Origin of the sequence: Bradyrhizobium sp. NAS80.1 (assembly GCF_001908205.1) — a bacterium.
In the GTDB taxonomy this organism is placed as follows: Bacteria; Pseudomonadota; Alphaproteobacteria; order Rhizobiales; family Xanthobacteraceae; genus Bradyrhizobium.
Map to the genome: position 1 here is coordinate 16,023 of NZ_LGHL01000070.1, position 23,868 is coordinate 39,890.

At 63.5% G+C, this 23,868-nt stretch carries 21 protein-coding genes and 4 pseudogenes; 15 read left to right on the forward strand and 10 right to left on the reverse strand.

Going from position 1 to position 23,868, the window contains the following annotated elements; genetic code table 11:
- The first annotated feature begins 52 nt into the window (after positions 1–52).
- Genes AC629_RS17430 through AC629_RS17445 form a run of 4 tightly spaced genes read left to right on the forward strand, consistent with a single transcriptional unit; the run spans position 53 to position 3,291 of the window.
- Positions 53–916, forward strand: a complete 864-nt coding sequence (locus AC629_RS17430) for a branched-chain amino acid ABC transporter permease (protein WP_084806237.1) — start codon at positions 53–55, stop codon at positions 914–916.
- Positions 916–1,860, forward strand: a complete 945-nt coding sequence (locus AC629_RS17435) for a branched-chain amino acid ABC transporter permease (protein WP_084806239.1) — start codon at positions 916–918, stop codon at positions 1,858–1,860. The genes AC629_RS17430 and AC629_RS17435 overlap by 1 nt, the downstream gene beginning before the upstream one ends.
- Positions 1,860–2,588: an ABC transporter ATP-binding protein gene (locus tag AC629_RS17440; protein WP_084806241.1), complete on the forward strand. Its 729-nt coding sequence runs from the start codon at positions 1,860–1,862 to the stop codon at positions 2,586–2,588. The genes AC629_RS17435 and AC629_RS17440 overlap by 1 nt, the downstream gene beginning before the upstream one ends.
- Positions 2,581–3,291: an ABC transporter ATP-binding protein gene (locus AC629_RS17445; protein WP_084806243.1), complete on the forward strand. Its 711-nt coding sequence runs from the start codon at positions 2,581–2,583 to the stop codon at positions 3,289–3,291. The genes AC629_RS17440 and AC629_RS17445 overlap by 8 nt, the downstream gene beginning before the upstream one ends.
- A 63-nt stretch (positions 3,292–3,354) precedes the next feature.
- On the opposite strand, the gene AC629_RS17450 is transcribed toward AC629_RS17445, so the two are convergent.
- The gene (locus AC629_RS17450) at positions 3,355–4,056 is read right to left on the reverse strand and encodes a fumarylacetoacetate hydrolase family protein (RefSeq protein WP_084806245.1); all 702 of its coding nucleotides are present in this window, start codon (positions 4,054–4,056) and stop codon (positions 3,355–3,357) included.
- 212 nt (positions 4,057–4,268) lie between these two features.
- Between AC629_RS17450 and AC629_RS17455 the strand changes: the two genes are divergently transcribed.
- Both AC629_RS17455 and AC629_RS17460 read left to right on the forward strand, forming a co-directional pair.
- Entirely contained in the window at positions 4,269–5,486 is a 1,218-nt protein-coding gene (locus tag AC629_RS17455) for an FAD-dependent monooxygenase (protein ID WP_084806247.1), read from the forward strand.
- Positions 5,483–6,094 carry a VOC family protein gene (locus AC629_RS17460; protein ID WP_143199200.1) on the forward strand — a complete coding sequence of 204 codons (612 nt, stop codon included), beginning with the start codon at positions 5,483–5,485 and terminating at the stop codon, positions 6,092–6,094. Before AC629_RS17455 ends, AC629_RS17460 begins: the two co-directional genes overlap by 4 nt.
- A 154-nt stretch (positions 6,095–6,248) precedes the next feature.
- Here the strand turns inward: AC629_RS17460 and AC629_RS17465 are convergent, their stop codons facing one another.
- Positions 6,249–7,136 carry a LysR family transcriptional regulator gene (locus AC629_RS17465; protein WP_084806251.1) on the reverse strand — a complete coding sequence of 296 codons (888 nt, stop codon included), beginning with the start codon at positions 7,134–7,136 and terminating at the stop codon, positions 6,249–6,251.
- Between the two features lie 1,225 nt (positions 7,137–8,361).
- Here AC629_RS17465 and AC629_RS17475 point away from each other — a divergent pair.
- The gene (locus AC629_RS17475; RefSeq protein ID WP_245331898.1) at positions 8,362–9,267 is read left to right on the forward strand and encodes a LacI family DNA-binding transcriptional regulator; all 906 of its coding nucleotides are present in this window, start codon (positions 8,362–8,364) and stop codon (positions 9,265–9,267) included.
- A gap of 135 nt (positions 9,268–9,402) precedes the next feature.
- Here AC629_RS17475 and AC629_RS50590 read toward each other — a convergent pair whose 3' ends face one another.
- Both AC629_RS50590 and AC629_RS17485 read right to left on the reverse strand, forming a co-directional pair.
- Positions 9,403–9,945, reverse strand: a complete 543-nt coding sequence (locus tag AC629_RS50590) for a helix-turn-helix transcriptional regulator (protein ID WP_502693022.1) — start codon at positions 9,943–9,945, stop codon at positions 9,403–9,405.
- The gene (locus AC629_RS17485; protein WP_084806257.1) at positions 9,842–11,209 is read right to left on the reverse strand and encodes an amidase; all 1,368 of its coding nucleotides are present in this window, start codon (positions 11,207–11,209) and stop codon (positions 9,842–9,844) included. The genes AC629_RS50590 and AC629_RS17485 overlap by 104 nt, the downstream gene beginning before the upstream one ends.
- A 151-nt stretch (positions 11,210–11,360) precedes the next feature.
- Here AC629_RS17485 and AC629_RS17490 point away from each other — a divergent pair, with 151 nt between their 5' ends.
- A complete protein-coding gene (locus AC629_RS17490; RefSeq protein ID WP_084806259.1) occupies positions 11,361–11,696 on the forward strand; it encodes a hydroxyisourate hydrolase in 336 nt (111 codons plus the stop codon).
- Here the strand turns inward: AC629_RS17490 and AC629_RS48755 are convergent.
- The 4 genes and pseudogenes from AC629_RS48755 to AC629_RS17515 all read right to left on the reverse strand — a co-directional run.
- A pseudogene (locus AC629_RS48755) lies at positions 11,697–12,513 on the reverse strand (ABC transporter permease).
- Positions 12,513–13,376, reverse strand: coding sequence for an ABC transporter permease (locus AC629_RS17505; RefSeq protein ID WP_084806266.1), 864 nt, complete (start codon positions 13,374–13,376; stop codon positions 12,513–12,515). Before AC629_RS17505 ends, AC629_RS48755 begins: the two are co-directional and overlap by 1 nt.
- Positions 13,377–13,395: 19 nt before the next feature.
- The gene (locus AC629_RS17510; RefSeq protein ID WP_084806268.1) at positions 13,396–14,442 is read right to left on the reverse strand and encodes an ABC transporter substrate-binding protein; all 1,047 of its coding nucleotides are present in this window, start codon (positions 14,440–14,442) and stop codon (positions 13,396–13,398) included.
- A 37-nt stretch (positions 14,443–14,479) separates the two neighbouring features.
- Positions 14,480–15,565 (reverse strand): annotated as a pseudogene (locus AC629_RS17515) (ABC transporter ATP-binding protein); the annotation flags it as partial.
- Positions 15,566–15,653: 88 nt separating this feature from the next.
- On the opposite strand from AC629_RS17515, the gene AC629_RS17520 reads away from it, so the two are divergent.
- A complete protein-coding gene (locus AC629_RS17520) occupies positions 15,654–17,042 on the forward strand; it encodes an amidase (protein WP_084806283.1) in 1,389 nt (462 codons plus the stop codon).
- Here AC629_RS17520 and AC629_RS17525 read toward each other — a convergent pair whose 3' ends face one another.
- The gene (locus AC629_RS17525) at positions 17,043–17,792 is read right to left on the reverse strand and encodes an aspartate/glutamate racemase family protein (RefSeq protein ID WP_084806270.1); all 750 of its coding nucleotides are present in this window, start codon (positions 17,790–17,792) and stop codon (positions 17,043–17,045) included. It abuts the gene before it with no gap.
- A 2-nt stretch (positions 17,793–17,794) separates the two neighbouring features.
- Entirely contained in the window at positions 17,795–18,505 is a 711-nt protein-coding gene (locus AC629_RS17530; protein ID WP_084806273.1) for a GntR family transcriptional regulator, read from the reverse strand.
- Between the two features lie 198 nt (positions 18,506–18,703).
- Here AC629_RS17530 and AC629_RS17535 point away from each other — a divergent pair.
- From AC629_RS17535 to AC629_RS17560, 6 genes and pseudogenes are all read left to right on the forward strand, one after another.
- Positions 18,704–19,709 (forward strand): annotated as a pseudogene (locus tag AC629_RS17535) (ABC transporter substrate-binding protein).
- Entirely contained in the window at positions 19,693–20,544 is an 852-nt protein-coding gene (locus AC629_RS17540) for an ABC transporter permease (RefSeq protein WP_084806275.1), read from the forward strand. Before AC629_RS17535 ends, AC629_RS17540 begins: the two are co-directional and overlap by 17 nt.
- Complete coding sequence (locus AC629_RS17545) at positions 20,544–21,320, forward strand: ABC transporter ATP-binding protein (protein WP_084806276.1); 777 nt, start codon at positions 20,544–20,546, stop codon at positions 21,318–21,320. Before AC629_RS17540 ends, AC629_RS17545 begins: the two co-directional genes overlap by 1 nt.
- A 170-nt stretch (positions 21,321–21,490) precedes the next feature.
- On the forward strand, positions 21,491–22,714 hold the full coding sequence (locus tag AC629_RS17550) for an amidohydrolase family protein (RefSeq protein WP_168195513.1): 1,224 nt from the start codon (positions 21,491–21,493) through the stop codon (positions 22,712–22,714).
- Complete coding sequence (locus AC629_RS17555) at positions 22,711–23,451, forward strand: maleate cis-trans isomerase family protein (RefSeq protein ID WP_084806280.1); 741 nt, start codon at positions 22,711–22,713, stop codon at positions 23,449–23,451. Before AC629_RS17550 ends, AC629_RS17555 begins: the two co-directional genes overlap by 4 nt.
- 11 nt (positions 23,452–23,462) lie before the next feature.
- Positions 23,463–23,868: pseudogene (locus tag AC629_RS17560) on the forward strand (dihydropyrimidinase); the annotation flags it as partial.

The window sequence follows — 23,868 nt, forward strand, 5'->3', positions numbered from 1 at the left end:
TCGCCCGTGAATCTATTGCAATCAAGTCGGCAGTCTTGGGAGAGAACCCGAAATGGAGTTAATGTTTGCGGGTTTGGCGCTCGGTGGTCTCTACGCCCTGCTGGCGATGGGATTGACGCTGCAGTACGGCGTGGCTCGAATTCTCAATCTCGCCTACGGTATCTTCGTGATCGCCGCTGCGTTCGGTGCCTATGTTGCGAAGGTCCAGCTCGGGATATCACCCATAGTTGCGCTGCTCTTCAGCCTTCCGCTCGGGTTCGGGCTCGGCTGGGCGTTGTATTCCCTGTTGCTGCTCCCGCTGGTTCGGCGCACAAGGGCCGGCCCGCAGCTCGACATCGACAGTCTCTTGGCGACGTTCGGACTTATGTTCGTGATCGAGGGTGCGCTGCTGTGGATCTTCGGCGGAAATTTCTACAGCTATTCATACCTGTCGCATCCGGTTTATATCGCGGGTACTCCGGTGGAGGCGAACCGGCTGGTCGTGATCTTGGTCGCACTTGCCCTCACACTCCTTCTGCACGTTGGAATGAATCGGACTCGACTCGGTCTAGCGGTGCGCGCAGTCGAAGTAGATCCGGCGACGGCCGTTCTGGCCGGCATCGACGCGCGGACCATCTCGGCTCTCGTATTTGGAGTCGGCGGAGCTGTAGTCGCAGTCAGCGGCGTGATCATCAGTATGTTTCTTCCATTCAGTGTCTCGATGGCCACCGAATTTCTCATGAAAGCCCTGTTAGTGGTCGTCATGGGTGGACTAGGAAGCATCTCAGGGTGCTTGCTGGCCGGAATGACATTGGGATTCGGTGAGACCATCGTCGCCCGCTTCATCGATCCGGGTCTGACGCTTGCGGTCAACTTCGGATTGTTCATCGTGGTGCTCAGCGTACGCCCCGCGGGTATTTTCGGAAGGACGGTGTAATGAGGTCGGTCTTCGTCGGAGCGATCCGGCGCGGCGCGCCAGCTGTCATCATTGCTGCCGTCGCCGTTCCGCCTATTCTGATAGATGGCTATGCGCTCTCGGTCGCGATCAATGTCGCCCAGTACGGCGTGATGGCAACAGCATGGGCGATGTTCTCCGGACCGACTCGGTACGTCTCGCTGGCGACGGTGGCATTCTACGGCGTCGGTGTGTACACTGCGGCCCTGCTCGGGGGCAGTATGCCGTGGGCCATCGTTTTGCTCGCGGCCGCACTTTCAGGGGCAACTCTCGCCATACTTGCCGGCATGCTGACCTTACGCCTTTCGGGTGTATACTTCGTCATCTTCACATTTAGTCTATCCGAATTGCTCCGCCAGATCGTCACTTGGTACGAGGTCAATGTGCACCGTTCGGTCGGTCGCTACGTTTTCCTAGACGTGGCGCCGGCACACATCTACAGCCAGCTTCTGGGTCTCCTGGCGCTGCTGCTCGCCTTGGCCTGGCTGTTGCGGCGGTCGCGGATGGGGCTGGCATTGCGGATCATCGGCGCGGATCTCGTCGTCGCCAACCACATCGGCATCGACACTGCGAAGGTCCGTGTGCTCCTGTTCGCGTTCAGCGCAATCTTCATGTCCACGGCCGGAGCGATCATCGCGCCGCGCTGGACGTACGTCGATCCTGCGATCGCCTTCAGTCAAACGATATCGTTCGAAGTTCTGATCATGGCATTGTTCGGTGGCGTCCAGTTGCTGTTCGGGCCGTTGATCGGCGTTGCATCGCTTTGTCTGGTCTTTGAGTACCTATCGATACAGTTTCCGGATCAGCTGATCGCCTTCCTCGGATTGATCTACCTGCTGATCGTCTACGTCATGCCGAGCGGCATCGTTCCCGCATGCAGCGCGGTGGGGCAGGTTCTGGCGTTGAGAGAGAAGGCGGTCGCCTAATGGGCAACATGCTGGGTCTGTGCCACGTGTCCAAGTCTTTCGGCGGGCTCGTCGCCGTTGACAACGTAAGTTTTACCATCGAAGAGGGAGAGATCGTGGGACTGCTTGGCCCGAACGGGTCCGGCAAGACGACGGTGCTTAACATGATTTCCGGCTCGTTTCGCCCGACCTCCGGCGAGATCTGGTACAAAGCCACCAACATCAGCCGAATGCGGGCGCACGACATCGTTCAGGTCGGTATCGCCCGGACGTTCCAGCTGGTCCGCGTGCTCGGCGCCTTCACTTGTGCCCAGAACGTCGCAGCCGCGCTTGCGTTTCATCCGGGGGGTGCGTTCGGTCGCGCGGCCGTGGAGAGGATCGAGCGCTTGCTTGACACCGTGGGTCTTGTACTGAAAGCAGACGCTCTCGCCAGCGATCTGACTTACATCGACCTGAAGCGACTCGAGCTAGCGCGAGCACTTGCGCTTGATCCGTCCGTCCTACTGCTTGATGAGTGGTTGGCCGGGTTGAGCGGTACCGAGCTTGATGACGGCATCGCGCTCATTCGGTCGCTGCGCACGCAGGGGCTCACGATTCTTCTGGTCGAGCACGTGATGCGCGCGATACGTGCGTTGTGCGATCGCTGCATCGTCCTAAGCAGCGCGGTGAAGATCGCGGAAGGGGCGACTGGCGACGTGCTGAGCGATCCACGGGTAGTGACCTCATATCTAGGGTCGCACGATGCTTGATGTCAGTGGATTGTCGGTTTCGTATGGCATGCATGTGGCCCTCGCCGAGGCTGTCTTGAAGGTGGATCGTGGCGAGGTTGTTGTTCTGCTGGGGGCTAACGGCGCGGGCAAATCGTCTCTGATCAAGGCCTTGGCTGGCTTGGTGCGGTACGTCACCGGTGCGCACATTCGGCTCGGCGCGACAGATCTGACTCGACTCGCGCCGCATCAGATCGTTGGCGCGGGACTGGCCTGCGTGCCGGAGGGACGTGGCGTTTTCGGCAGCTTGTCGGTGCGTGAGAACCTCACGCTGGGCGCCTACAGCGCCACCGACCATGTTCGCTTCAGAGACCGGAATGAACTCGTGCTGGCTCTATTTCCGAAACTGAAGATGCGCCTGCGGCAAAGCGTGCAGACCATGAGCGGCGGCGAGCAGCAGATGGTCGCGATCGGCCGAGCGCTAATGTCCGGTCCCGTCATCTTGCTGCTGGATGAACCTTCGCTCGGCCTGTCGCCCGCGGCGAGCGACGAATTATTTGCGGCCATTCGGCGGATCGCGGATCTCGGTACCGGCGTCCTCATGGTTGAGCAGAACGCCAGGCGCAGCTTTGCGATCGCCGACCGGGCCTATCTGCTGGAAAATGGAGCGATAGTGCGGAGCGGCAATGTGAACACGTTTCTCGACGATCGCGTGTTGATAAGAGCCTATCTCGGCGGCGACTAGGATCGGTGCGGTATCGGGGCCGCACTATCGCGCCCCCTCAGAGGGCTGCTCGCTGCTGCGAAGTCAAGCGGCCGGCGCTATGGTGATCCGCAATTGGTTTAAGCCGGCGATATCGCAAGTAACTGTATCGCCCGGAGACAGTGGACCGATCCCTGCTGGGGTACCAGTCATGATGACGTCACCCGGGGCGAGTGAGACCAACTCGGAAAGCTTTGAGATAATCTCGGAGACGCTCCAGATCATCTGTCCGAGATCGCCGCTCTGGCGCAGCCTCCCGTTGACCCTTAGCGTAATCGCGCCTCGGGCCATCGCGCCAGCAGTTTCCGCTCTCGTCAGGGGGCCGCAAGCCGCCGAATCGTCGAATGACTTGCCGGCTTCCCACGGCCGTCCCAGATTGCGTGCTTCGAGCTGCAGGTCGCGGCGCGTGAGATCGATACCGACCGCATAACCGAAGATGCAACGCGCCGCCGCCGCTACCGGAATATCCCTCCCGCCCAATTTCAGGGCCACCACGAGTTCGACCTCGTGCTGGAAATCGGCGGTCTGCGGTGGGTAAGCAACGACGCTATCATGCGCCACGATGGCGTCGGCTGGCTTCGCAAAAAAGAATGGTGGCGCGCGTTCGTCCTGCCCCATCTCGCGGACGTGCTCCAGGTAGTTTCGGCCAACGCACCAGATCCGGCGAACAGGAAAGACTAACTGGGTCCCGTCGATGGCCAAGATGGCCGGTTGAGCCGGTGGAATAACAAACCGTGTCTCGTGCATCGTCAAGATGCCTCCTGAGGGGTGATGCCGGCGGACTGTCGACGACCAAGCATGAGGTGATGTTGCGGGCCAAGTCGATTGCATCGCGCGCAATTATCGCTTCCTAGGGCTGCAATGGACCGGATCGGTCGACGTTCTATTCTCGCAAGCACAGGCCGAGCAGTCGGCAAGCAATCCGTTACGACACGTAGCGGCGTAGCAGGGGGAAACGAATGGCCAAGAAGGATCAACCCGTTGTGCTCATCGCCGGCAGCGGAATTGGCGGGCTTGCGGCCGCCCTGGGCTTGGCGAGCAAGGGGGTGAAAACGACGGTTCTCGAGAAGGCCGCGAAGTTCGGTGAAATAGGCGCCGGTTTCGAGCTCGGTCCAAATGCGCTCGGTGCCCTCGACTATCTCGGCGTCGGCGACGCAGCGCGCGACGTGGGCGTCTACGTCAGCCGCCTGGTCCTGATGGACGCGGTGTCGGGGCGCGAAATATTCCACGTGCCTGTGAAATCCGATCGATTCGTTGAGCGGTTCGGCAACCCGTGGGCGACGATGCATCGAAACGACTTGCACAATGTGATGCTAACTGCTGCGCGGCAATCCTATCTGATCGAACTGCATACCGGCTGCGAAGTCACGGGATATGATCAGAGCGGGGCACAGGTCACGGCGAAAACCGCGGCGGGCGACGAATTCACAGGCGCCGCCCTAGTCGCCGCCGATGGTATGTGGTCGAATGTTCGCCGGCAGATGATCGGTGACGAACTGAATGCTCTCGGACATACGGCGTATCGCGCGCTAATTCCAAGCGACCACATTCCGGCAGGCCTCGACTGGCTACGTGACACCACGACCCTGTGGGCTGGTCCGAAGTGCCATGTCATCACTTATCCGCTGTCGGGTACCCGGCTGATCAATCTGGTGCTGGTCAGCACGGACAAGCGCTACGCCCCGCCCGGGCCGGTCGCCGGTGCCCCGATCTCGAACGAAGAAGTTTACGCTCGCTTTGATCATACGCATCCGCGCGTGAAAGGCATCTTCACCCTAGCGCCGGAATTTAAACTTTGGGCCATTGGCGACCGCGATCCAGCCCCGAAATGGGTTGATGGACGCGTCGCGCTGCTAGGCGATGCCGCACATCCGATGATGCAGTACGTTGCCCAAGGAGCATGTCAGGCACTCGAGGACGCGGTCTGCTTGGCGCATGCATTCGAGACGTGGAGCGGTGATATCGATCGTGCGTTCAGTGAGTACGAAAAGCGGCGCACCGTGCGAACGGCGCGCGTGCAGATTCTGTCACGCGCTGTCGGTGAGCACATCTATCACCCTTGCGGACCGCACGCCGACGTGAGGGACGCGATTCTCAGCAGAATGTCGATCGAGGAATTTTACGATCGGATGATCTGGTTGTGGGGTGGCAATGGGATCAACTCCCAGGCCGCGTGAACGACGACGAGGACCGCCAGATCCGTGTTTTTGGCGCCCTCGCAAGCGATGATGTTTCAATGCCGGATGTCGGTGGTAAGGCAGTACGTAGGAAGGAAGACGATCGAATGAGCAGCTCTGACACAATGACGACGTCCGCTTCGGCGGTAAAAGGACTCTTCCACGTCGCAATCAAGACCGCGGATCTGGACGCGACTAATAAATTTTATATCGAGGTGCTGAAGCTGACAAAGGTGTTCCGTCCGGATTTTCCATTTCCGGGCGCTTGGCTAGCTCCCTCCGCGGGTGGCGAAGCCATCATCCATGTCTACGCCGGCACTCCTGCGCTGGTCGATGGCAAAGTTCCGTTCGGCACTGGTGCGGTCGATCATGTCAGCCTCCTGCTGACCGGCTGGGACGACTATCTTGCCCGCATCCAAGCGAGCGGTCGCGACTGGCGGGCACAAGTGATCCCGGGTGTCAATGTGTGGCAAATCTTCGTTCATGATCCGAGCGGCGTCTTGCTCGAGCTGACCTTCTTAGGCAGGGACGAGTCCCGCTCGGCGCCGGACGTCCCGCTTGAGCGTCAGTACAGTGCCGACGAGAGGTTCGGACCCTTCCGCAAGTAGTGCGGCGGGGCGGTGCGAGCAGTGCCGCTTAAGAGCGCCGCACCGAGAGGCCAAGCGAAAAGTGGAGGCGAGAATGCTCCTCGCTTCCCCGCCAGAGTTTGTCACTACGCCATGACAATCCGGCTGGAAATACACTACCCGAGGCTGCGTGCTATTAGGTGAACATCGCCCGGACATGGTTCCTCAGCCATCGGTGCGCGACATCGCCGTGCGAGCGTGGATGCCAGGCTTGCGATATCTCTATTCCTGGCGTCGGGACAGGCAGGGGAAAGACATGCAGTCGGATGCTTTGCTGAGCCCATTTCGCAAAGGATGCCGGCACCGCTCCGAGCAGATCGGAGGCGGCCACAGCTGAGATCGCGGACTGGAAGTCCGGCGCGACGATCGAGACGTCTCGGGACAGCCCTAGCGCGGCAAGGGCGTGGTCGATTGGGCCGTGAGCCTGTCCGCGGCGCGACGCTGACACGTGACCGTAGCGCACATAGTCGTTGGGCGAGACCTGATGTTGCGCGGCCAGCGGATGGCCGGCCGCGGCGATGCCGACATAATGATCCTGGAACAGCTTCTGTTTAAAGACCTCAGGGCCCGTGTGCTTCAGAACGGTAATCTCGAGGTCGATGCTTCGGTCGCGCAGCGCCTCCACGCCTTCCCAGTGCGGGTAGAAGCACAGTTTGACATGCGGCGCTTCCCTACGAATGCGCGCGGCTAGTTCAGCGGACCATGCGCCAATGAAGCCATCGCTGGTGCGCAGGCTGAACGTACGGTTCAACGTCTCGAATGAGACGACATTGGGGGTGAAGAGAGCGTGGAGTTCTTCTAGAATCGATTGTACGCGGTCGCGCAGGTCGAGGGCACGCGCTGTCGGAACCAGCTTGCGACCGGCGAGGACGAAAAGCTCGTCATGCGTCAGGTCGCGAAGATGCGCTAACCGACGACTGGTAGCGGGAACGCTCAGGTTCAGGCGGTCGGCTGCCGCTGTGACACTTCCCTCGGTCAGCAACGCATCGAGCGTCAGTAGCAGCGTGATGTCGACGTTTCTCATTGCGTGATCCCCGCTTGGTTCGTACGCTAATCATAGCGCGTTCTCTACGCTGCATGCCAGACGGGCGGGGCGTTGGCGGTGCAACACGCGCGAAGGTCACGTGCCTCAGATGTTTGCAGATCTCGCACCTGAGCACAGGCAGCATGGGATTCCGCGGCGGGTCGCCACAGCCTAATCGCCGTCGTAGTAGTGTGTCAAAATGTGATCGTGATGGAGCATCTCAGCGACTCCGGGCGAATCCCGTAGATGCATTCGCATTCTCGACGACTCGCCTTTCTCGGAAGAAGGGGTGTACTCCGCGTCGAGAAATCGGCGGTAATCGCACAGTGCCAGTCGAGCTCATCGAGAAGGCCGATCAGTTGATCCATCGCTGCGAGTATTCCCGCTGATCCTTTGCAGCGGCGACAGCGTAGACGCCGACTGGCAGGTTCTGCGCGACGTGCTCGTTCATCTTGCTGTCCCTGTCGGAAACCTAATCCAGCTGGCCCGTGAGGCCGAATCGCGCAGTGCTTCTGTCTCATGAGAGAAGCCTACAGCCTGGTCTGGTCGGTGCTGGTCTTATTGTTCCGGTCGCGGGTCTCGTTGGAAGCTGAGATCCTGATCCTTCGTCATCAACTTAACATCCAGCGACGGCATGTGCCGAAGAGAGTGGCCTTCAGTGCCATGGATCGCCTGATCTTTGTTGGGCTGTATCGTTTGGTGCCTAATACCATCAAGGCGCTGACGATTGTGAAGCCCGATACCGTCATCCGTTGGCACCGTGCCGGTTTCAGGTCGTATTGGCGCTGGAAATCGCGGAACCGCTGCGGCCGACCAACTGCACTGTTGGAGATTCGCCGGCTGATCCGCGAGATGAGCATCGCCAACCCGTTGTGGGGAGCGCCGAGAATCCACGGAGAGCTTCTCAAGCTCGGCATCGAGCTCGGCCAGACCAGCGTCGCCAAGTCTATGGCGCGGAGGAGGGGCCCTCCCGCGCAGGGCTGGAAGACGTTCCTTCGCAACCATGCGGATGGCAGTGTCGCAATGGACCTCTTCGTCGTGCCGACAATCTCGTTCCGACTACTCTATGGCTTGCTAATCATAGACCATGGCCGGCGGCAGATCCGGTGTTTTGGAGTGACCGCGCACCCGACGGCCGAATGGCTCGCCAATCGGCTCACGGAAGCCTGTGGCTGGGAGCAAACGTGCGCTCGATCCAAAGAAGCGGCATCTCGTTGCCGAGGACGTGGCCAAGCGAATTGTCTCGCAAGCGGAAGCGCTCGGTTATCAGCCGAACCGTCTGGCGGCGAACCTGCGCCTCGGCCGATCCGATTTGATTGGCGTCCTGCTGCCCGATATCGCCAATCCGGTGTTCGCGCCGATCCTTGGCGGCATCACGGAAACGCTCTCGGCGGAAGGCTACGCGCCGATCGTGGCGGATGCGGGCAACGCTCCTTCGCAGCAGATTTCGTTCGTGGAGACTCTGCTCAGCCAGCGCGTTGACGGCCTCATCCTGGCGACGGTTTCGCAGGACGACGAATTGGTTGGCTTCTGCATTGGGCGCGGTCTTCCGGTGATCCTCGTCAACCGATCCGAGGCACGCGATCGCGTGTCGTCTGTTGTGTCCGACGACAATCTCGGAATGCAGCTTGCAGTCGACCATCTCGTGGGACTTGGCCACCGGCGCATAGCGCATGTGGCCGGTCCGTTGTCGACGTCGACGGGAGCGTTGCGACGGGATGGCTTCGCGCGAGCCATGTCCCATCATGGCCTCGATGGAGTCGTGCAGGAGGCGAAGGGTTACACCCGCGAGGCGGGCGCTCAAATCGCGGCGGTCTTGCTTGAAGCCAAAAGCGGTATCACGGCGATCGTAGCCGCCAACGATCTACTAGCTCTCGGCGTGCTCGATGCACTGAAGGAGCGGGGACTGCGCTGCCCGGACGACATCTCTCTTGTCGGACACAATGACATGCCGCTGATGGATGTGGTCTCGCCCCCGATGACTACTATTCGGATTGAGCATAGGGAAATGGGGCGGATCGCTGCTCGGATGCTCGTTGATACCATCAAAAGTGGGTCGACGGAGGTTCGGCACGTGGTACTTCCCCCCAAACTCATCGCGAGAAGCTCTGCGCAACGCCTGCCGAAGTGACTTGCCCCACGGAAGCGTGTGCGGCTTGGGAGTGGAATGGCACGTTCCTTCCCGAAAATATTGCTGATGTCCTTGTTGCGCAGCACAGCTGCGCTCCTGAAGGCCATAGAAATTAAGAACCTGTGTCGGCGACAATCAAAGAGCCTGTCGGTACGCGCCAGGCGCGGTTCTTGTCAGCCGCCTGAAAATTCTCGTCATGTGGCTCTGGTCCGAGAAGCCGCATGCCACAGACACTTCGCTCATAGGTCTATTTCTATCGCTCAGCAATTGCTTAGCTAATTCTACTCGCCTGGCCATAAGCCACTGTTGCGGCCCAGATCGGTCACGTTCTTGAGCTGCGTGGTCGGGCGGTTCGTCGCGATCAAGACAACACCGGAACTTGGAGTGCAGCTCCAATTCCCTCGGCGAGCACGATGACCTGCTGCAACGCGCGCTGGTGGGAGGGTGGGACGGGGACGATGCTGTCGAACTTGTGCGGCGAGGAAGTTGCCCGCGGTCTCGATGACCACGCATCCCGATCTCATCAACGCTGACATCGGCTGGCGGCGCCTGCGCTCGACCCTTGCGGCCTGATTCATGCCCGTAGCATCGTCTCGATCTGCTGCGCGGCCCGCAGCAGCGTGCGGTCCTGGCCGCGCCGGGCGATAAGCTGCAGGCTGAAGGGGAGTCTGTTCGCATCGGTGCCGCAGGGGATCGAGATCGCCGGCAGGCGGGCGTGATTGACGAATGGAGTGAACACAGCGTGCGCACGCGGGCTCGCCGCGCGGCCGCCGATCATGCCGGGCCCAAGCTGGCTCAGCGGCCAGGCGACGCAGGGGACCGTGGGCGCCAGCAGCAGGTCGACCTCGGTGAAGAAGGTCGCGAAGGCATTGGCGATCGTGGTACTGGCGACCAGCGCTGCCGCGACCTCCGCACCCGACCAGGAGAGACCTCGCTCGATCTGCTTGGCGATATCAGGATCGAAGATCGCCGGGTCCTTGCGGAAGGCGTCGCCATAGAGCGCGGCGAGGCCCGCATGTTGAAGCGGCATGATGGCTTCTTCCGTCGCGCCGGGGGGCCAGATGGGATCGCATTGCATGACGCGTATGCCGGCGGCAGACAGGCGCTCAACGGCGGAAGCGAGTCCGTTGGCGACGACATCGTCAACGGCGACGTCGAGGCCGAGGCGCGGCGAGAACGCGATGCGCAAGCCGGCGATGTCATCGGCCTCTTGCGTGATGACGGCGGAATCCGGATCGCGCGGATCGCTGCCGGCCATGGCCTCGAACGCCAGTGCGATGTCGGCGACCTCAGTAGCGATCGGCGCGATGACGGAGAGGCCGAAGAACGGTTCGGAAAAGCCTGGCCCATAGGGGATGGCGCCGTAAGACGGTTTGAAACCGGCGATGCCGACATGGGCCGGTGGTCTCCGGCTGGAGCCGCCGGCATCGGTGCCGATCGCGAGCGGCACGAGGCCGGCTGCGACTGCGACGGCTGGACCGCCCGATGATCCGCCAGGCGTCAACGCGGGATCGAGGGGATGCCGCGTGGGGCCGAACAGCGGCGAGGTCGTCACGCCCTTGCAGGCGAACTCGGACGTTGCTCCGATGCCGACGACGACCGCCCCGGCTCTGCGCAGCCGCTCGATAGCAATAGCATCGCGCGGCGCTATGAAGTCAGCGAACAGCTGCGAGCCCTGGGTCACGCGCCAGCCGCCGGTCCAGATGTTGTCCTTGACGACGACGGGAACGCCGGCAAGGGGCATTCGCTCGCCGGCGCGCAGGCGAGCGTCGACCGCCGCGGCGTCGGCAAGCGTGCGATCGGGATCGATCGTGACCACCGCGTTCAAGCTTTTCGCGGCCTCGATACGGCCGAGCGCGGCCTTGGCGGTCTCGACTGCAGTCGTCCGCCTCGCCGCGACATCGGCCGCGATTTCGCACGCGCTAATTGTCCGCTTTGTCATGGCTTCCCCAGATCAGAGCGACTGCGCCGCCCAGCGCGAGGCACGCCAAGGCGAAAAAGGCCACCCCCGAGGGCGGGCAGCAGCGCAGGTGCTGGCCGAACGGCTGCGTTTGCGTCTACCATGGCGGTACGCTCAGGGGAGGAACGGCAAGATGGCAGGCGGCATTTCCATTCACGCGGTCAATGTGGCAAGCGGCCGTCCCGCGCAGGGGCTGCGCGTCGAGATCTGGCGGATCGATCCGGACTCGTCGCGCATCGCCGACGGGCGGCTCGGCGCCAACGGCGTGCTCGATCATCCGGTCGTGCAGGGCGCCGGCGTCATCGCGGGCGAATATGAGGTGCTGTTTCACCTCGGCGAGTTCTTTGCCGACAGCGACGGCTTCCTCACCGTGACGCCGTTCCGCTTCCGCATCAAGGATGTCGACGCGCATTTTCATCTGCCGCTCAAATTCACGCGCTGGGGCTATTCGCTGTTCCGCGGCGCCTGATCAATTCGTCAGTCGCCGCGACAGTCCCGTGACGCGCTCCATGACCGCAACGAGGGCGACAGTCGCGATGATCAACACGCCCGATAGTGCGGCGATGGTCACGTCTAGCTTGCCCTCGAGGTCCTGCCACATCCGGATCGGCAGCATGTCGGTCGCGGCATCGCGCAGGAACAGGGAGACCGGCACATTGTCGAAGGACGACATGAAGGCGATGAAGGCCCCCGCGATGATGCCCGGCCGGATCAGCGGCAGCACGATGCGCCGGAATGTGTAGAGCCGGCTCGCCCCCCAGCACCGCCGAGCTTTCGAGCAGGGTCGGCTCCAGCTGGGCGAGCGCTGCGACCGTGTTGCGCACGACATAGGGCACGCAGACCACGGTGTGGCCGATCACCAGCGTCAGCGGCGAGACCGGCAGGCCGACGAGCGAGAACAGCATCAAGGCGGCGAGGCCAAAGGCCAGCGCCGGCAGCACCAGCGGCGACATGAAGAGGGAGTCGAGCAGCCGCGCCGACAGCGTCCGCGACCGCGAAATTGCGAGCGCGGCCGCGACGCCGAGCACGATCGACAGGCCCGTCGCCCACAGCGCGACGATGAGGCTGTTCTTGGCCGCGAAGTGCAGCTGCCAGGCGTGCCAGAGCTCGGCGTACCAGCGGAGCGAATAGCCTGGCGGCGGGAATTTCAGCGAGAAGCCGCTGGTGAAGGACACGATCAGAACCACCAGAGATGGCGCGATGATCAGGATCAGCGCTACGATTGCGATCGCGGTCATCACAAATTCGAAGCTAATCGCCTCCCAGGTGCGCTTCCGCCCGCTCATCACGCCCCTCCGTAGCCGCGCGACAAGCGGCCGAGCGTGGTGAAGACGGAGACGACCGCGAGCACGGCCAGCAGGAATATGATCGAGATCGCCGCCGCAAAGGGCCAGTTCTGCAGCGTCGAGGCCTGCTGATAGAGGTACATCGGCATGAACAGCATCTGCCCGCCGCCGATCAGCGACTGGGTGATGAAGGCCGTGATGGCAGCGGCATAGGTCAGCGTGCATCCGGCGATCACGCCGGGCAGCGACAGCGGCAACACGACCTTGAAGAAGGTCCGCCAGCTCCCGGCGCCGAGCGAGCAGGAGGCATCGTCGAGATTGGGATCGATCCGGCCCAGCGCCGTGATCAGCGGCAGCGTCATCAGCGGCATCTGCACCTGCGCCAGCGCGATCACCACGCCGAACTGGGTGTAGAGCAGCCGCAGGGGCGTATCGATGACGCCGAGCGATTGCAGCGTCGCGTTGATGATGCCCTGACGGCCCAGGATGACGATCCAGGCGAAGGTGCGCACCACGACGCTGGTCAGAAGCGGCAGCAGCACGATCAGGATGATGATGGTCTGCAGCCGCGGTCCGATCCGCTGATAGAGCCACGCAATGGGAAAGCCGAGCACAAGGCAGACGGCCGTCACCTCGGCACCCAGCAGCAGCGTCGAACCGAGCACGCCCAGGCTGAAGGGATCGGTGAGGAAGTGCAGGTACTGGCCGAGCCCCCAATGGAGCCCGGCCGTGTCGTTGTGCAGAGAGAGCCAGAACAGTTGCAGCAGCGGTGCGACGAAGAACAGCAGGAAGAACAGCGCCAGCGGCGCCGCCAGTCCCATCCCGTAGGACGTGACGTCCCGTGATGCCGGTGCTGTGCCCATCGCTTAGTCCTTCATGGCCTTAGATCTTGATCTCGCGGTTGAAGCGCTCGATCCAGGCCGAGCGCTGCTCGTTGATCTTCTTCCAGTCCTGGAACACGAACTTCTGCTTCAGCTCTGCGGTGTCCTTGGCCAGCACGCGCGCGATCTCGCCGCCCATGGTCACCTTGGAATTGGTGGGCACGATCAGATAGGGCGGGTTCATCAGCGCGGTCTGTACCTCAGGCGTCAGCGCCGCCTCGATCATCTTGAACGCGAGCTCGCGGTTCGGCGAGTTCTTGACGATGTGGATCGTGGTCTTGAACGCGATGGCGCCTTCCTTGGGCGCCACGAACTCGACCGGCACACCGCGGGCTTTGAGGATCTGGATGGCGTTGAAATTGCCTGGCGAGATGTCGATCTGACCCTGCTGGAACAGAGTCGCGAGCGCGCCGGGATTGGCGGCGACAGCGGCCAGATTGGGCTTCAGCTCCTCCAGCGCCTTGAAGGCGGGATCGACGTTGGCCTCCGAGCCGCCGCGCATCTTGGCGATTTCGACCAGCCAGCCGGTGCCGAGCGTCGAGTTGAGATTGGTGATGCCGACGCGGCCCTTGAATTCCGGCTTCCACAGATCGGCCCACGAGGTCGGCGGCGTCTTGATTGCTTCAGGGTTGTAGGTGAGGCCGACGACCTGGAAGAACGGGGCAGGGCCCATCGGCTCCTGCGCCTCGCTGATCAGGTCCTTGTAATAGGCACTCTTCTCGACCGGATAGGGCTCGACCAGATCCTGGCCGATCGCGACGAGGGCGGGGCCGGGATCATGCAGCATGACGTCGATCGGCGGATTGGCCTTTGCGGCATTCACCTTCGCGATCTGGTCAACGGAAAGCATTGGATCGAGCACCATCGCGGCGTCCGCGTTCGCTTTCCGGAAGGCCGGCACCAGCACGGCCTTATGGGCTTCCTCCCAGCTTCCGGTGAAGGTCGCGAACACCAGCGGGCGGGCCTGGGCGAAGCTCAGTCCCGGAAGCGCCTTCATGGCGCCGAGGGTGAGGGCGGTGGTCAGCAGGCTTCGGCGGTTGAGGATCATGTCGAACTCCGTGTGGACTATGACTGGATCTAAAGCGTTGCGGGAAAGGCGTTGGCGAGGGACGGGCGAGCGGGGCGAGGCGCACCGCGGCGCCATTCTCCAGCGCGCGTGTCTCGCCGATGCGTGCCTGGGATACCTTCACGCCGGAGCCGTCGGCGGTCGTGACCTCGTGCACGACGGTGGCCCCGAGCGGCAGCGACATGCCGACGACGCCAGCAAAGCCGGTCTCGTCGCCGACGAATTGCAGATGCTCAGGCCGGATGCATACGGTGACGCGGCCGCCCTCGGTGAGGGCGCCGCCCGCCGGCCGCGCGATGATCTCCGCGCCGGCATCGAGGCGGACCTTGGCGGCGGTACGGTCTGCCGACACCACGACGCCGGGCATGCGATTGCTGGAGCCGACAAACGTGTTCACGAACAGGGTTTGCGGTCGGTCGTAGACGTCCGACGGCGTGCCGAACTGCTCTAGCTTGCCATGGCTCAGCACGGCGACGCGGTCGGCCATCGACAGCGCCTCCTCCTGGTCGTGCGTCACGATCAGCGTGGTGATGCCGGAGACGCGTTGTAGCCGTTTGACCTCGATCTGCATGTCGAGCCGCAAATTCTTGTCGAGCGCCGCAAAGGGCTCGTCGAGCAGCAGGATCGACGGCTTGATCGCGAGTGCGCGGGCCAGCGCGACGCGCTGTTGTTGCCCGCCAGAGAGCTGTCGCGGCAGCCGCTCGGCCATCGACGGCAGTTGCACGAGTTCGAGCAGGCGCTGCGCCTCGCGCTGGCGCGTTGCCTTGTCGATGCCGCGCGCGGCGAGCCCGTAGGAGACATTCTCGCTGATCGAAAGATGCGGAAACAGCGCGTAGTTCTGGAACACGATGCCGACGGCGCGCTTGTTCGGCGGCAACGCATCGACGATGTCGTCGCCGATGATGATCCGTCCCTGGCTCTGGGCGATGAAGCCGGCGATGATGCGCAGCAGGGTCGTCTTGCCGCAGCCGGATGGGCCGAGCAGGGCGATGATCTCGCCGCCCTTGATGTCGAGATTGATGTTCTCGACCGCGAGCGCGCCGCTCGGATAGCGATGGGTAACGGCATCGACGACGAGTGAACGGCCGCCTTGCGTTTCAGCCATGATGTTGCCTCCCGTTCTCATGGGAAAGAAAGCAAGTCTCGTGCCCGCGGCGGTCGCTTTTCGATGCGGGTTCGGGCATTTTGACCCGATGACATCCGAACCCCCGATCTGCGATCTCACCGCCACAGCCCTTGCGCGCGCCATTGCGAGGGGCGAACTGTCCTCGCAGGACGTCGTCGAGGCGCATCTTGAGCGGATTGCTGATCAGGACGCGCAATTGGCGGCGTTCATCACGGTCGATGCGGATGGTGCCCGTCGTGCCGCGCAAATCTGCGATGCCGCATCCACGCCGATCGGCCCGCTGCACGGCGTGCCCGTCGCGATCAAGGACCTCACCGATACCGGCGGGCTCGCGACTACCTACGGATCGGCTCTGTTTCGTGACCACGTCCCGGCCGAGGACGATGTCGTGGTCGCGCGGCTGCGGCGCGCCGGCGCGATCATACTCGGCAAGACCAATACGCCCGAATTCGGCTTCGGTGCGGTCTGCGCCAATCGCTTGTGCGGGCCGACGCGCAATCCCTTCGATCCCGCGCTGACATCGGGCGGATCCTCCGGCGGCTCCGCCGTCGCGGTCGCGGCCGGCATGGTGCCGCTCGCGCATGGAACCGATTTCGGCGGCTCGGTGCGCACGCCCGCAAGCTTCTGCGATATCGCCTCGATCCGGCCGACGCCCGGCCGTATTCCGTCGCCGCGCCGTCCGCTCGGTTGGGATATGCTCGCGACCCATGGCTTCCTCGCCCGCAGCGTCGACGACCTCGCACTGGCGCTGTCGGTATGTGCCGGAAGCGATGCGCTTGATCCGCTCTCGGCGGCTATCCTCAACGACGACCGGCCATCTGCTGGGCGTCCGCGGATCGCTGTCACACCCGATTTCGGCGTCGCTCCGGTTGCGCGTGACGTTCGCACCCGCTTCGCTTCGGCCTGCGAGACGCTCGCGCGCATTGCCGACGTCATGCCGTCCTCGCCCGATTGCGGCGGTGCCATCGAGACATTTCGTACGCTGCGCGCCGCGCACATCGCCAATAGCTATGGCGAGCTGCTGAGGACGCGCCGCACCGAGCTCACGCCGACCGTCGTCTGGAATATCGAAGCGGGCGCAAGGCTCTCCGCCGAAGATTACCTCAGCGCGGAGCGCCGTCGCACCGGGATCTACCGCAGTTTTTGCGAGCTGTTCGCGCGTGCCGATTTCCTGATCGCGCCGGCGGCGTCGGTTTTCCCCTGGCAGAACGAAATCAGCGATGTCACCGCGATCGATGGCACCGCGCTGGAGACGCCGATCGATTATCTGGCCGTGACCTTCATCGTGTCGCTGGTCGGCTTTCCCGTCCTCACCCTGCCGGCGCGCCGCGAGGCGAGCGAACTGCCGTTCGGCATCCAGATCATCGCGCCGCCGGGATGCGAATCCCGCCTGTTTGCCTTCGGCCGTGCAATCGAAAACGAACTGGGATTTTCGCATCGCCGGCCGCCTGCCTGATCAATTGTCGCGATGCTCGAGCCGGGCGGCGAGCGCCCCGGCAAGACCAATGGTGGGTTTGGCGGCCGGCCGGCGGAACGTGCCCGCCGTCGCCTTGCGCAAGCGCAGCGCCACGAGCGCCTCTGCCTGTTTCACGGCGGCGACGACCTGATCGACGACGGGGACGGGGATCCGCTCGGCGACGCGTTCGGCGAGGCCCGAAAGCGGCGCGCCCGCGAAGATCAGCACGTCGGCGTCGTCCTCGACGATGGCGCGCTGCGCGAGCGCGACGAGCAGGTCCTCCTTCTCGGTGCCCACCTCGGAGATCGCCCGGAACGGCGTATCCAGCATCCGGATGCCGGCGCAGCGTTCCCACAGCCCGTGCGCGCGGACGCACTCCTCGTACCAGGGACCCAGCGCCTGCGCGAAAGTGACAATGGCGAAGCGGCGTCCGGCCATGCAGGCAGTCAGCATTGCGGCCTCCGCGAGGCCAATCACGGGAATGTCGAACGTCTCGCGTGCGGCGAACAGGCCGGGATCGCCAAAGGCCGCGATGATTGCGGCATCAACCGTCTTGTGCTGTTCGGCGAGCATTTCCAGCGCAATGGCGCCGCCGATCTGCGCCTCGGTCCGCGTGGCGATATAGGGCACGCCACGGGTCGCAGTGCAGGGGACAAGCTCGGTGCCGGGGGCGGCTGCGCGCTGCCCGACACTCGTCATCAGGTTGGTAACCTCGGTGCTGGTGTTGGGGTTGAGCAGAAGCAGCTTCATGGTCAGGCCGCCGTGCGCTTGGGCTTGGATGCGGCGAGGACTTCGAGCAGCGCGGTCCCTGTGCGCCGGACATGGGCGCCGAGCAGGCGTCCGGCGCTCTCGCCGTCGCGCGCTTCGAGCGCCGCCAGAATATCGGCATGCTCGTCGACGGAGTTGGTCCAGCGCCGGTCGGCACCCAGCGCCAGATAGCGCGCGCGTTCGGCGCGGGAGATCAGCGTATCGTGCGCCTCGCGCAGTGGCGTGTTGCGGGCCATGCGGACGATGGTGCTGTGGATCTCGCCGTTGATGGCGAAGTAATCGTCGAGCTTGCCGTTGCGATGATGACCCTCCATGCGGGTCTGCAGTGTGCGCAGGCGGGCGAGATCGCGCTCGGTCGCGCGCGCCGCGGCAAGCTCTGCGGCAAGCCGCTCGATGCCGGCCAGCGCCTCGAACAACTCCGAGATGCCGTCGACCGCGATGTCGGCAATGCGTGGACTGCGGTTTGGTCGCAGCTCGATCAGCCCCTCGGCCGCGAGCACCTTCATGGCCTCGCGCAGCGGGGTGCGCGACACGCCCAGCTCTTTCGACAGCCTGGTCTCCTGGGTCTGCGATCCCGGCGGCAACTCGCCGCGAATGATCATCGTCCGCATCCGCGCGGCGGCACGCTCATGCAGGCCCATCCTCTTGAGTTTGGGCGATCTTCGTCCCTTCGGCGTTTCCGACTTCTGCTGCACGCGTGCCTCATTGCTTCAACTCACCTTAGCCGTTTCCGGCCCTTTGACTTGCCCAAAATACCGACGCATCTCGCTGAAAACGATGGCACAACGCGCAAATTGTATGCAGCATGCAAAAACCGGATTGCGCTGCCGCGAAGAGCAACGGATGATCTTGCGCGACGCGCGAGATCTCGCGCCTTCGAAACGGAGTAAGCGATGCGGACGAGTTTGCGGCTGGGCCTCGTGGTAATGGCAGCGATGTTTGGCGGAGGCGACTTTGCCATCGCGCAGACCGCAAAGATCAAGCTCGGTTATGCCAAATGCGCGCATTGCCTGCCGATGTCATTGATCCCCGGAATGGCGAAGGGCGTCGAGGTTGAGGCGACCGGCTTCAACTCGGGCAACGACGTGCTGACTGCGCTGGTGTCGAAAAGCATCGACGTCGCGCAGGTCACTTACCTCCACTACATCACCGCGCTCGACAAAGGCTTCGACGTCGTCGCCGTGTCCGGCCAGATCAACGGCGGCTCGGAATGTCTCTCCTCCGCGAAGCTGAACCTTCCGCCCGAGGACTGGGCCGCATTTAAGGCGACCGTTGCCAAGGCGAAGAGCGATGGCCAGCCCCTGAAGGTCGCGGCCTCCCGCGGCAACGCGCAGGACATCCACATGCGCGGCGCATTCCTCAAGCAGGGCGTGGATCCCAACAAGGACATCCAGTTCGTCAACATTCCCAATCCGTCGGACCATCTCGCGGCCCTGCAGCGCGGCGAGGTCGATATGATCTGCTCGGTCGAGCCGTTCGCCTCGCAGATCAGGCTCGCCGGGGCCGGCAAGCATTTCGTGCTGCCCTATGACCAGGCCGCAGGAAACCTGACGAATCTGATCGTTACCCGATCGGACGTGATTGCGAGCCAGCGCGCCGGCGTTCAGGGCGTCGTCAGCGCAGTGGTCGAGCTCGACAACAAGCTGATCGCCGACAAGGCGCCGTGGATCGACGTCATCAACAAGCTCACCGGCCTCGACAAGGCAGTGGCGACCGAGGCGCTTAAAAAATGCTTCGCCAGATCCTGCGATCCATCGTCCGCAGACGCTCGCGATCGCCGCGATGATGCGTGACCTCAAGTACATTTCAAAGGACGTCTCGGCGGAGGCGGAGAAGAACATGGACTATTCGTTCCTGGAGCAGGCGACGGGAAAGGCCAAGAATGACCTCGGTTATTGATGTCTCGCCCGCCAGGCCGGCATTTCGGCTGTCGCGGGCTTTCCATGGGCTCGAGCGCCTCATCGTGCCCGCGTTGCTGATCGCGGGCTGGGAAGCCTTTGCCCGCAGCGGCATGCTTCCGCCTGCGCTGCTGCCGGCGCCGAGCGCGGTGCTGCATGCGCTCGGCGACTGGGTATTCGGGTTCGACGAGACCGCGCAGACTTATTCGGGGCACTGGCTGCGCGATGCGCTCGCCAGTGCCCTCCGCGTCTTCGGCGGCTTTGCGCTGGCAAGCCTGCTCGGCATCCTCGCGGGTGTCGCCATCGGATGGTCGCGCCTGTTCGAGAAGGCGCTGGAGCCGACGCTGCAGATGTTGCGTCCGATCCCGCCCGTATCCTGGATTCCGCTCGCGATCATCTGGTTCGGCATCGCCGACAAGCCGGCGATTTTCCTCGTCTTCCTCGGCGCGTTCTTTCCCGTGCTGATGAACAGCATTCACGGCGTGAAGACCGTGGACCACAATCTCGTGCGCGCGGGCGCGATGATGGGCGCGACAGGACGGCAGATGCTGACCGACATCGTGTTGCCGGCGGCGCTGCCCTCGATCTTCGCAGGCCTGCGCATCGCGGTCGGATCGGCCTGGATGCTGACGGTCACGGCCGAGATGGTCGCGGTCAAGAGCGGTCTCGGCTACGTCCTGTGGGACTCCTACTATTTCCTCCGCTACGACATCGTCCTTGCGGCGATGATCTCGATCGGGCTGCTCGGCTATCTCTCGGATCTCGGCCTCAAGGCGATCATGGCGCGAACGCTGCGCTGGCAGCAGACAACCACAGTGCAGGGCAGGGCGGGCTGATGGCGGCAATCGAGCTTCGCAACATCGTCAAGGTGTTTTCCGACAAGCGGCGCGGCCGCGACCTGCTGACGCTGGACAACATCAATCTCGACATCGAGGCCAACGACTTCGTCTGCCTGCTCGGCCCGTCCGGCTGCGGCAAGTCGACCCTGCTCAACATCATCGCCGGCTTCGAGCAGGCGACGGCCGGGCGTACGCTGGTTGATGGAAAGCAGGTGGAGCGGCCAGGCTCGGACCGCGGCGTCGTGTTCCAGCAGCCGACCCTGATGCCGTGGCTGACTGCCATCGACAACATCGCCTTCCATCTCAAGCTCAAGGGCGTCGCCAAGGCCGAACGCCACGACCGTGCCATGGAGTTCATCGATCTCGTCGGCCTGCGCGGCTTCGAGCACCATCATCCTTCCGAGATGTCCGGCGGCATGAACCAGCGGGTCGGGATCGCCCGGGCGCTGCTGATGAACCCGAGCGTGATCCTGATGGACGAGCCGTTTGCGGCGCTGGATGCCCAGACCAAGCTCGAAATGCAGGAAGAGCTGGTGGCGATCTGGCAGAAGCGCCGCTGCACGATCGTGTTCGTCACCCACAGCGTCGACGAGGCGCTGGTCCTCGGCAACAAGATCGTGGTGATGACGAAGCGGCCGGGCCGGATCCGCGAGGCCGTCAATTTCGATCTGCCGCGCCCGCGGGACAGCACCAGCCCCGAGTTCAATGACGCAAAGCGCCACATCCTGTCCCTGATTCGGGAGGAGTCGACACGCCTTGCGCAGGCGTCTTAGCCATGGAAAACGCAGCAGCACCGCGTGCCTGTGATCTCCTGGTCAAGGGCGGACTTCTCGTCACCCTGGATGGAACCGATCGCATCCTCGATGGCGGCGCGGTTGCCATCAAGCACGGCCGCATCGTCGACGTTGGCGATGGTGACAAGGTTGCGATGTGCTGGGCGCCGATGCGGACGATCGACGCACGCGACCGGCTCGTGATGCCGGGGCTGGTCAACGTTCACAATCATACGCCGCTGATGATCACCCGCGGAATGATCGAGGATCTCGGGTTTGCACCGATGTTCACGGCCGGAATTCCGCAGGGCCATCGGCTGACCGAGGGCGAGGCCACCGCCTTGTCGCGGCTCGGCGTCTACGAGATGTTGCGGACGGGCTCGACGACGATTGTCGATTTTTACCGCTACCCGGAAGCGCTGGCCAAGGCTCATTCCGAACTTGGCTCCCGTGCGATCATCGCCGGCCGGATACATGACGCCGATCCGGAAGCCCTGACCCAGAAGCGCTACGAATATTCGCCCGCGATCGGGGCGGTGAGCATCGCCGAGAACGTCGCGCTTGTCGAGCGTTGGCAAGGCCATGACAACGGCCGGATAAGGTGCGATTTTGCCCCGCATGCGCCGGACACCTGTTCGGACCATCTGCTGCGTGACGTTGCCGATCTTGTGCAACGATATGGCGGCAACGTTCACACGCACGTCTGTCAAAGCCAGATCGAAGTGTCCCAAACCCTGGCCCGCAGTGGTCGGTCGCCGGTCGAGGTGCTGGAAGCGGCCGGCCTGCTCAACCAGCGCCTGATTGCGGCGCATTGCATCCACGTGACGGCCGATGATGAAGCCGCGCTCGGAGCAGCGAAGGTGGCCATGGCCTATACGCCGATCGGCAATGCCAAGACCGGCCGCATCGCCCCGGCGGCATCCATCGAGCGCCACGGCGCCCGCATGGCGCTGTGCACCGATACGTTTTCGGGGGACATGTTCGAGGCGATGCGTTGGGCTGTCGCAATGCAGCGGATACGTGGTGAAACGGACGGGTTGAACGCGCGCGCTGCGGTCCGGTGGGCGACGCAGCGAGGGGCCGAAGCGCTTGGGTTGGGTGATCAGATCGGATCGATCACCGTCGGGAAAAAGGCGGATCTGGTCCTGCTCGACCTGTCCGAACCGACGCTCGCGCCCGTCATCGACGGGTTTGGTGCCTTGGTATGGTCGGGCAATGGCAACAATGTAAAGACAGTCATTGTCGACGGCCGTATCGTGATCGAAGAGGGACGCTTGCAGAATGCTGACGGTGCTGAGCTGGTCCGAGAGGCGCAGAAGGTTGCGGAGGCGCTGTGGGCCAGACACAATTTCGCGCCCGTCAGGCAAAGCCAGCTGAGGGCTGCAGGAAGATGAGCGGCATGCGCAAGCGCCTCGGCATGATCACGCCGTCCTCGAATTCAGTGCTCGAGCCCGTCACCAACGCGATGTTGGTCGGTGTTGATGGCGTCACCGCGCATTTCTCGCGTTTCCGCGTTACCGAGATCGCGCTCGATGCCGCCGCACTCAGCCAGTTCGATGCCTCGGTGATGCTGCCGGCAGCGGACCTGTTGGCCGACGCCAAGGTCGACGCCATCGCCTGGAATGGCACCTCGGCAAGCTGGCTCGGCATCGGCCGCGACAGAAGCCTGTGCGAAGCGATCACGGCGCGCACAGGCGTGCCGGCGACGACGTCGACACTTGCCTGCATCGATGCCGTCCGCGCGCTCGGTGCCAAACGCGTCGGTCTCGTCTCGCCCTATACGGACGACGTGCAGCGGCGCATCGCCGGCGTCTGGGCCGAGGAGGGGATCGCGCCGCACACGGAGCGGCATCTCGGGCTTCGCGACAATTTCTCCTTCGGCGAGGTCACGCCGGCGACGATTGCCGGCATGATCCGGGCGGTCGCGGCCGAGGGCGCCGATACCGTGGTCATCCTCTGCACCAATCTCGACGGCGCCGCACTTGCGGCCTCGCTCGAACGGGAACTGGACATCACGATGCTCGACTCGGTCGCCGTCACGCTGTGGCGGACCCTGGAGCTCGCCGGCGGCGACATCCGCGCTCTCATCGATTGGGGCCGCATCTTCCAGACATCAGCAGTCATCAGGTGACGGAGACTCATGTGACGCAGCTCGATCTTGCCATTCGCGGCGGCACCATCGCGACAGCCAGCGACGAGTTTCGCGCCGATATCGGCATTCGCGACGGCCGCATCGTCAGCATTGCCGACAGGATTGAAGGCGCAGCGCGCGAGATCGACGCGACAGGTTTGCTCGCTCTTCCCGGCGGGATCGACAGCCACGTTCACATTTCCCAGCCCTCCGGCCCCGACGTGGTCATGGCCGACGATTTTGCGTCAGCGACGCGCGCGGCCGCTGCGGGCGGCAACACCATGGTGCTGCCCTTTGCGCTCCAGGAGAAGGGTACCTCGCTGCGGACCTGCGTCGAGAACTACCGCAAGCTCGCCGAAGGCGAGTGCTACATCGATACAGCTTTCCATCTCATCATCTCCGATCCGACCGCGGTTG

Coding starts and splice junctions, on each gene's coding strand:
- AC629_RS17520 (WP_084806283.1), top strand. CDS start 15,654: ATGACATCCGAACCCCCGATCTGCGATCTCACCGCCACAGCCCTTGCG.
- AC629_RS17490 (WP_084806259.1), top strand. CDS start 11,361: ATGGCAGGCGGCATTTCCATTCACGCGGTCAATGTGGCAAGCGGCCGT.
- AC629_RS17435 (WP_084806239.1), top strand. CDS start 916: ATGAGGTCGGTCTTCGTCGGAGCGATCCGGCGCGGCGCGCCAGCTGTC.
- AC629_RS17440 (WP_084806241.1), top strand. CDS start 1,860: ATGGGCAACATGCTGGGTCTGTGCCACGTGTCCAAGTCTTTCGGCGGG.
- AC629_RS17455 (WP_084806247.1), top strand. CDS start 4,269: ATGGCCAAGAAGGATCAACCCGTTGTGCTCATCGCCGGCAGCGGAATT.
- AC629_RS17540 (WP_084806275.1), top strand. CDS start 19,693: ATGACCTCGGTTATTGATGTCTCGCCCGCCAGGCCGGCATTTCGGCTG.
- AC629_RS17525 (WP_084806270.1), bottom strand. CDS start 17,792: ATGAAGCTGCTTCTGCTCAACCCCAACACCAGCACCGAGGTTACCAAC.
- AC629_RS17555 (WP_084806280.1), top strand. CDS start 22,711: ATGAGCGGCATGCGCAAGCGCCTCGGCATGATCACGCCGTCCTCGAAT.
- AC629_RS17430 (WP_084806237.1), top strand. CDS start 53: ATGGAGTTAATGTTTGCGGGTTTGGCGCTCGGTGGTCTCTACGCCCTG.
- AC629_RS17545 (WP_084806276.1), top strand. CDS start 20,544: ATGGCGGCAATCGAGCTTCGCAACATCGTCAAGGTGTTTTCCGACAAG.
- AC629_RS17505 (WP_084806266.1), bottom strand. CDS start 13,376: ATGGGCACAGCACCGGCATCACGGGACGTCACGTCCTACGGGATGGGA.
- AC629_RS50590 (WP_502693022.1), bottom strand. CDS start 9,945: ATGCGAACAGACTCCCCTTCAGCCTGCAGCTTATCGCCCGGCGCGGCC.
- AC629_RS17510 (WP_084806268.1), bottom strand. CDS start 14,442: ATGATCCTCAACCGCCGAAGCCTGCTGACCACCGCCCTCACCCTCGGC.
- AC629_RS17550 (WP_168195513.1), top strand. CDS start 21,491: ATGCGGACGATCGACGCACGCGACCGGCTCGTGATGCCGGGGCTGGTC.
- AC629_RS17450 (WP_084806245.1), bottom strand. CDS start 4,056: ATGCACGAGACACGGTTTGTTATTCCACCGGCTCAACCGGCCATCTTG.
- AC629_RS17485 (WP_084806257.1), bottom strand. CDS start 11,209: ATGACAAAGCGGACAATTAGCGCGTGCGAAATCGCGGCCGATGTCGCG.
- AC629_RS17465 (WP_084806251.1), bottom strand. CDS start 7,136: ATGAGAAACGTCGACATCACGCTGCTACTGACGCTCGATGCGTTGCTG.
- AC629_RS17445 (WP_084806243.1), top strand. CDS start 2,581: ATGCTTGATGTCAGTGGATTGTCGGTTTCGTATGGCATGCATGTGGCC.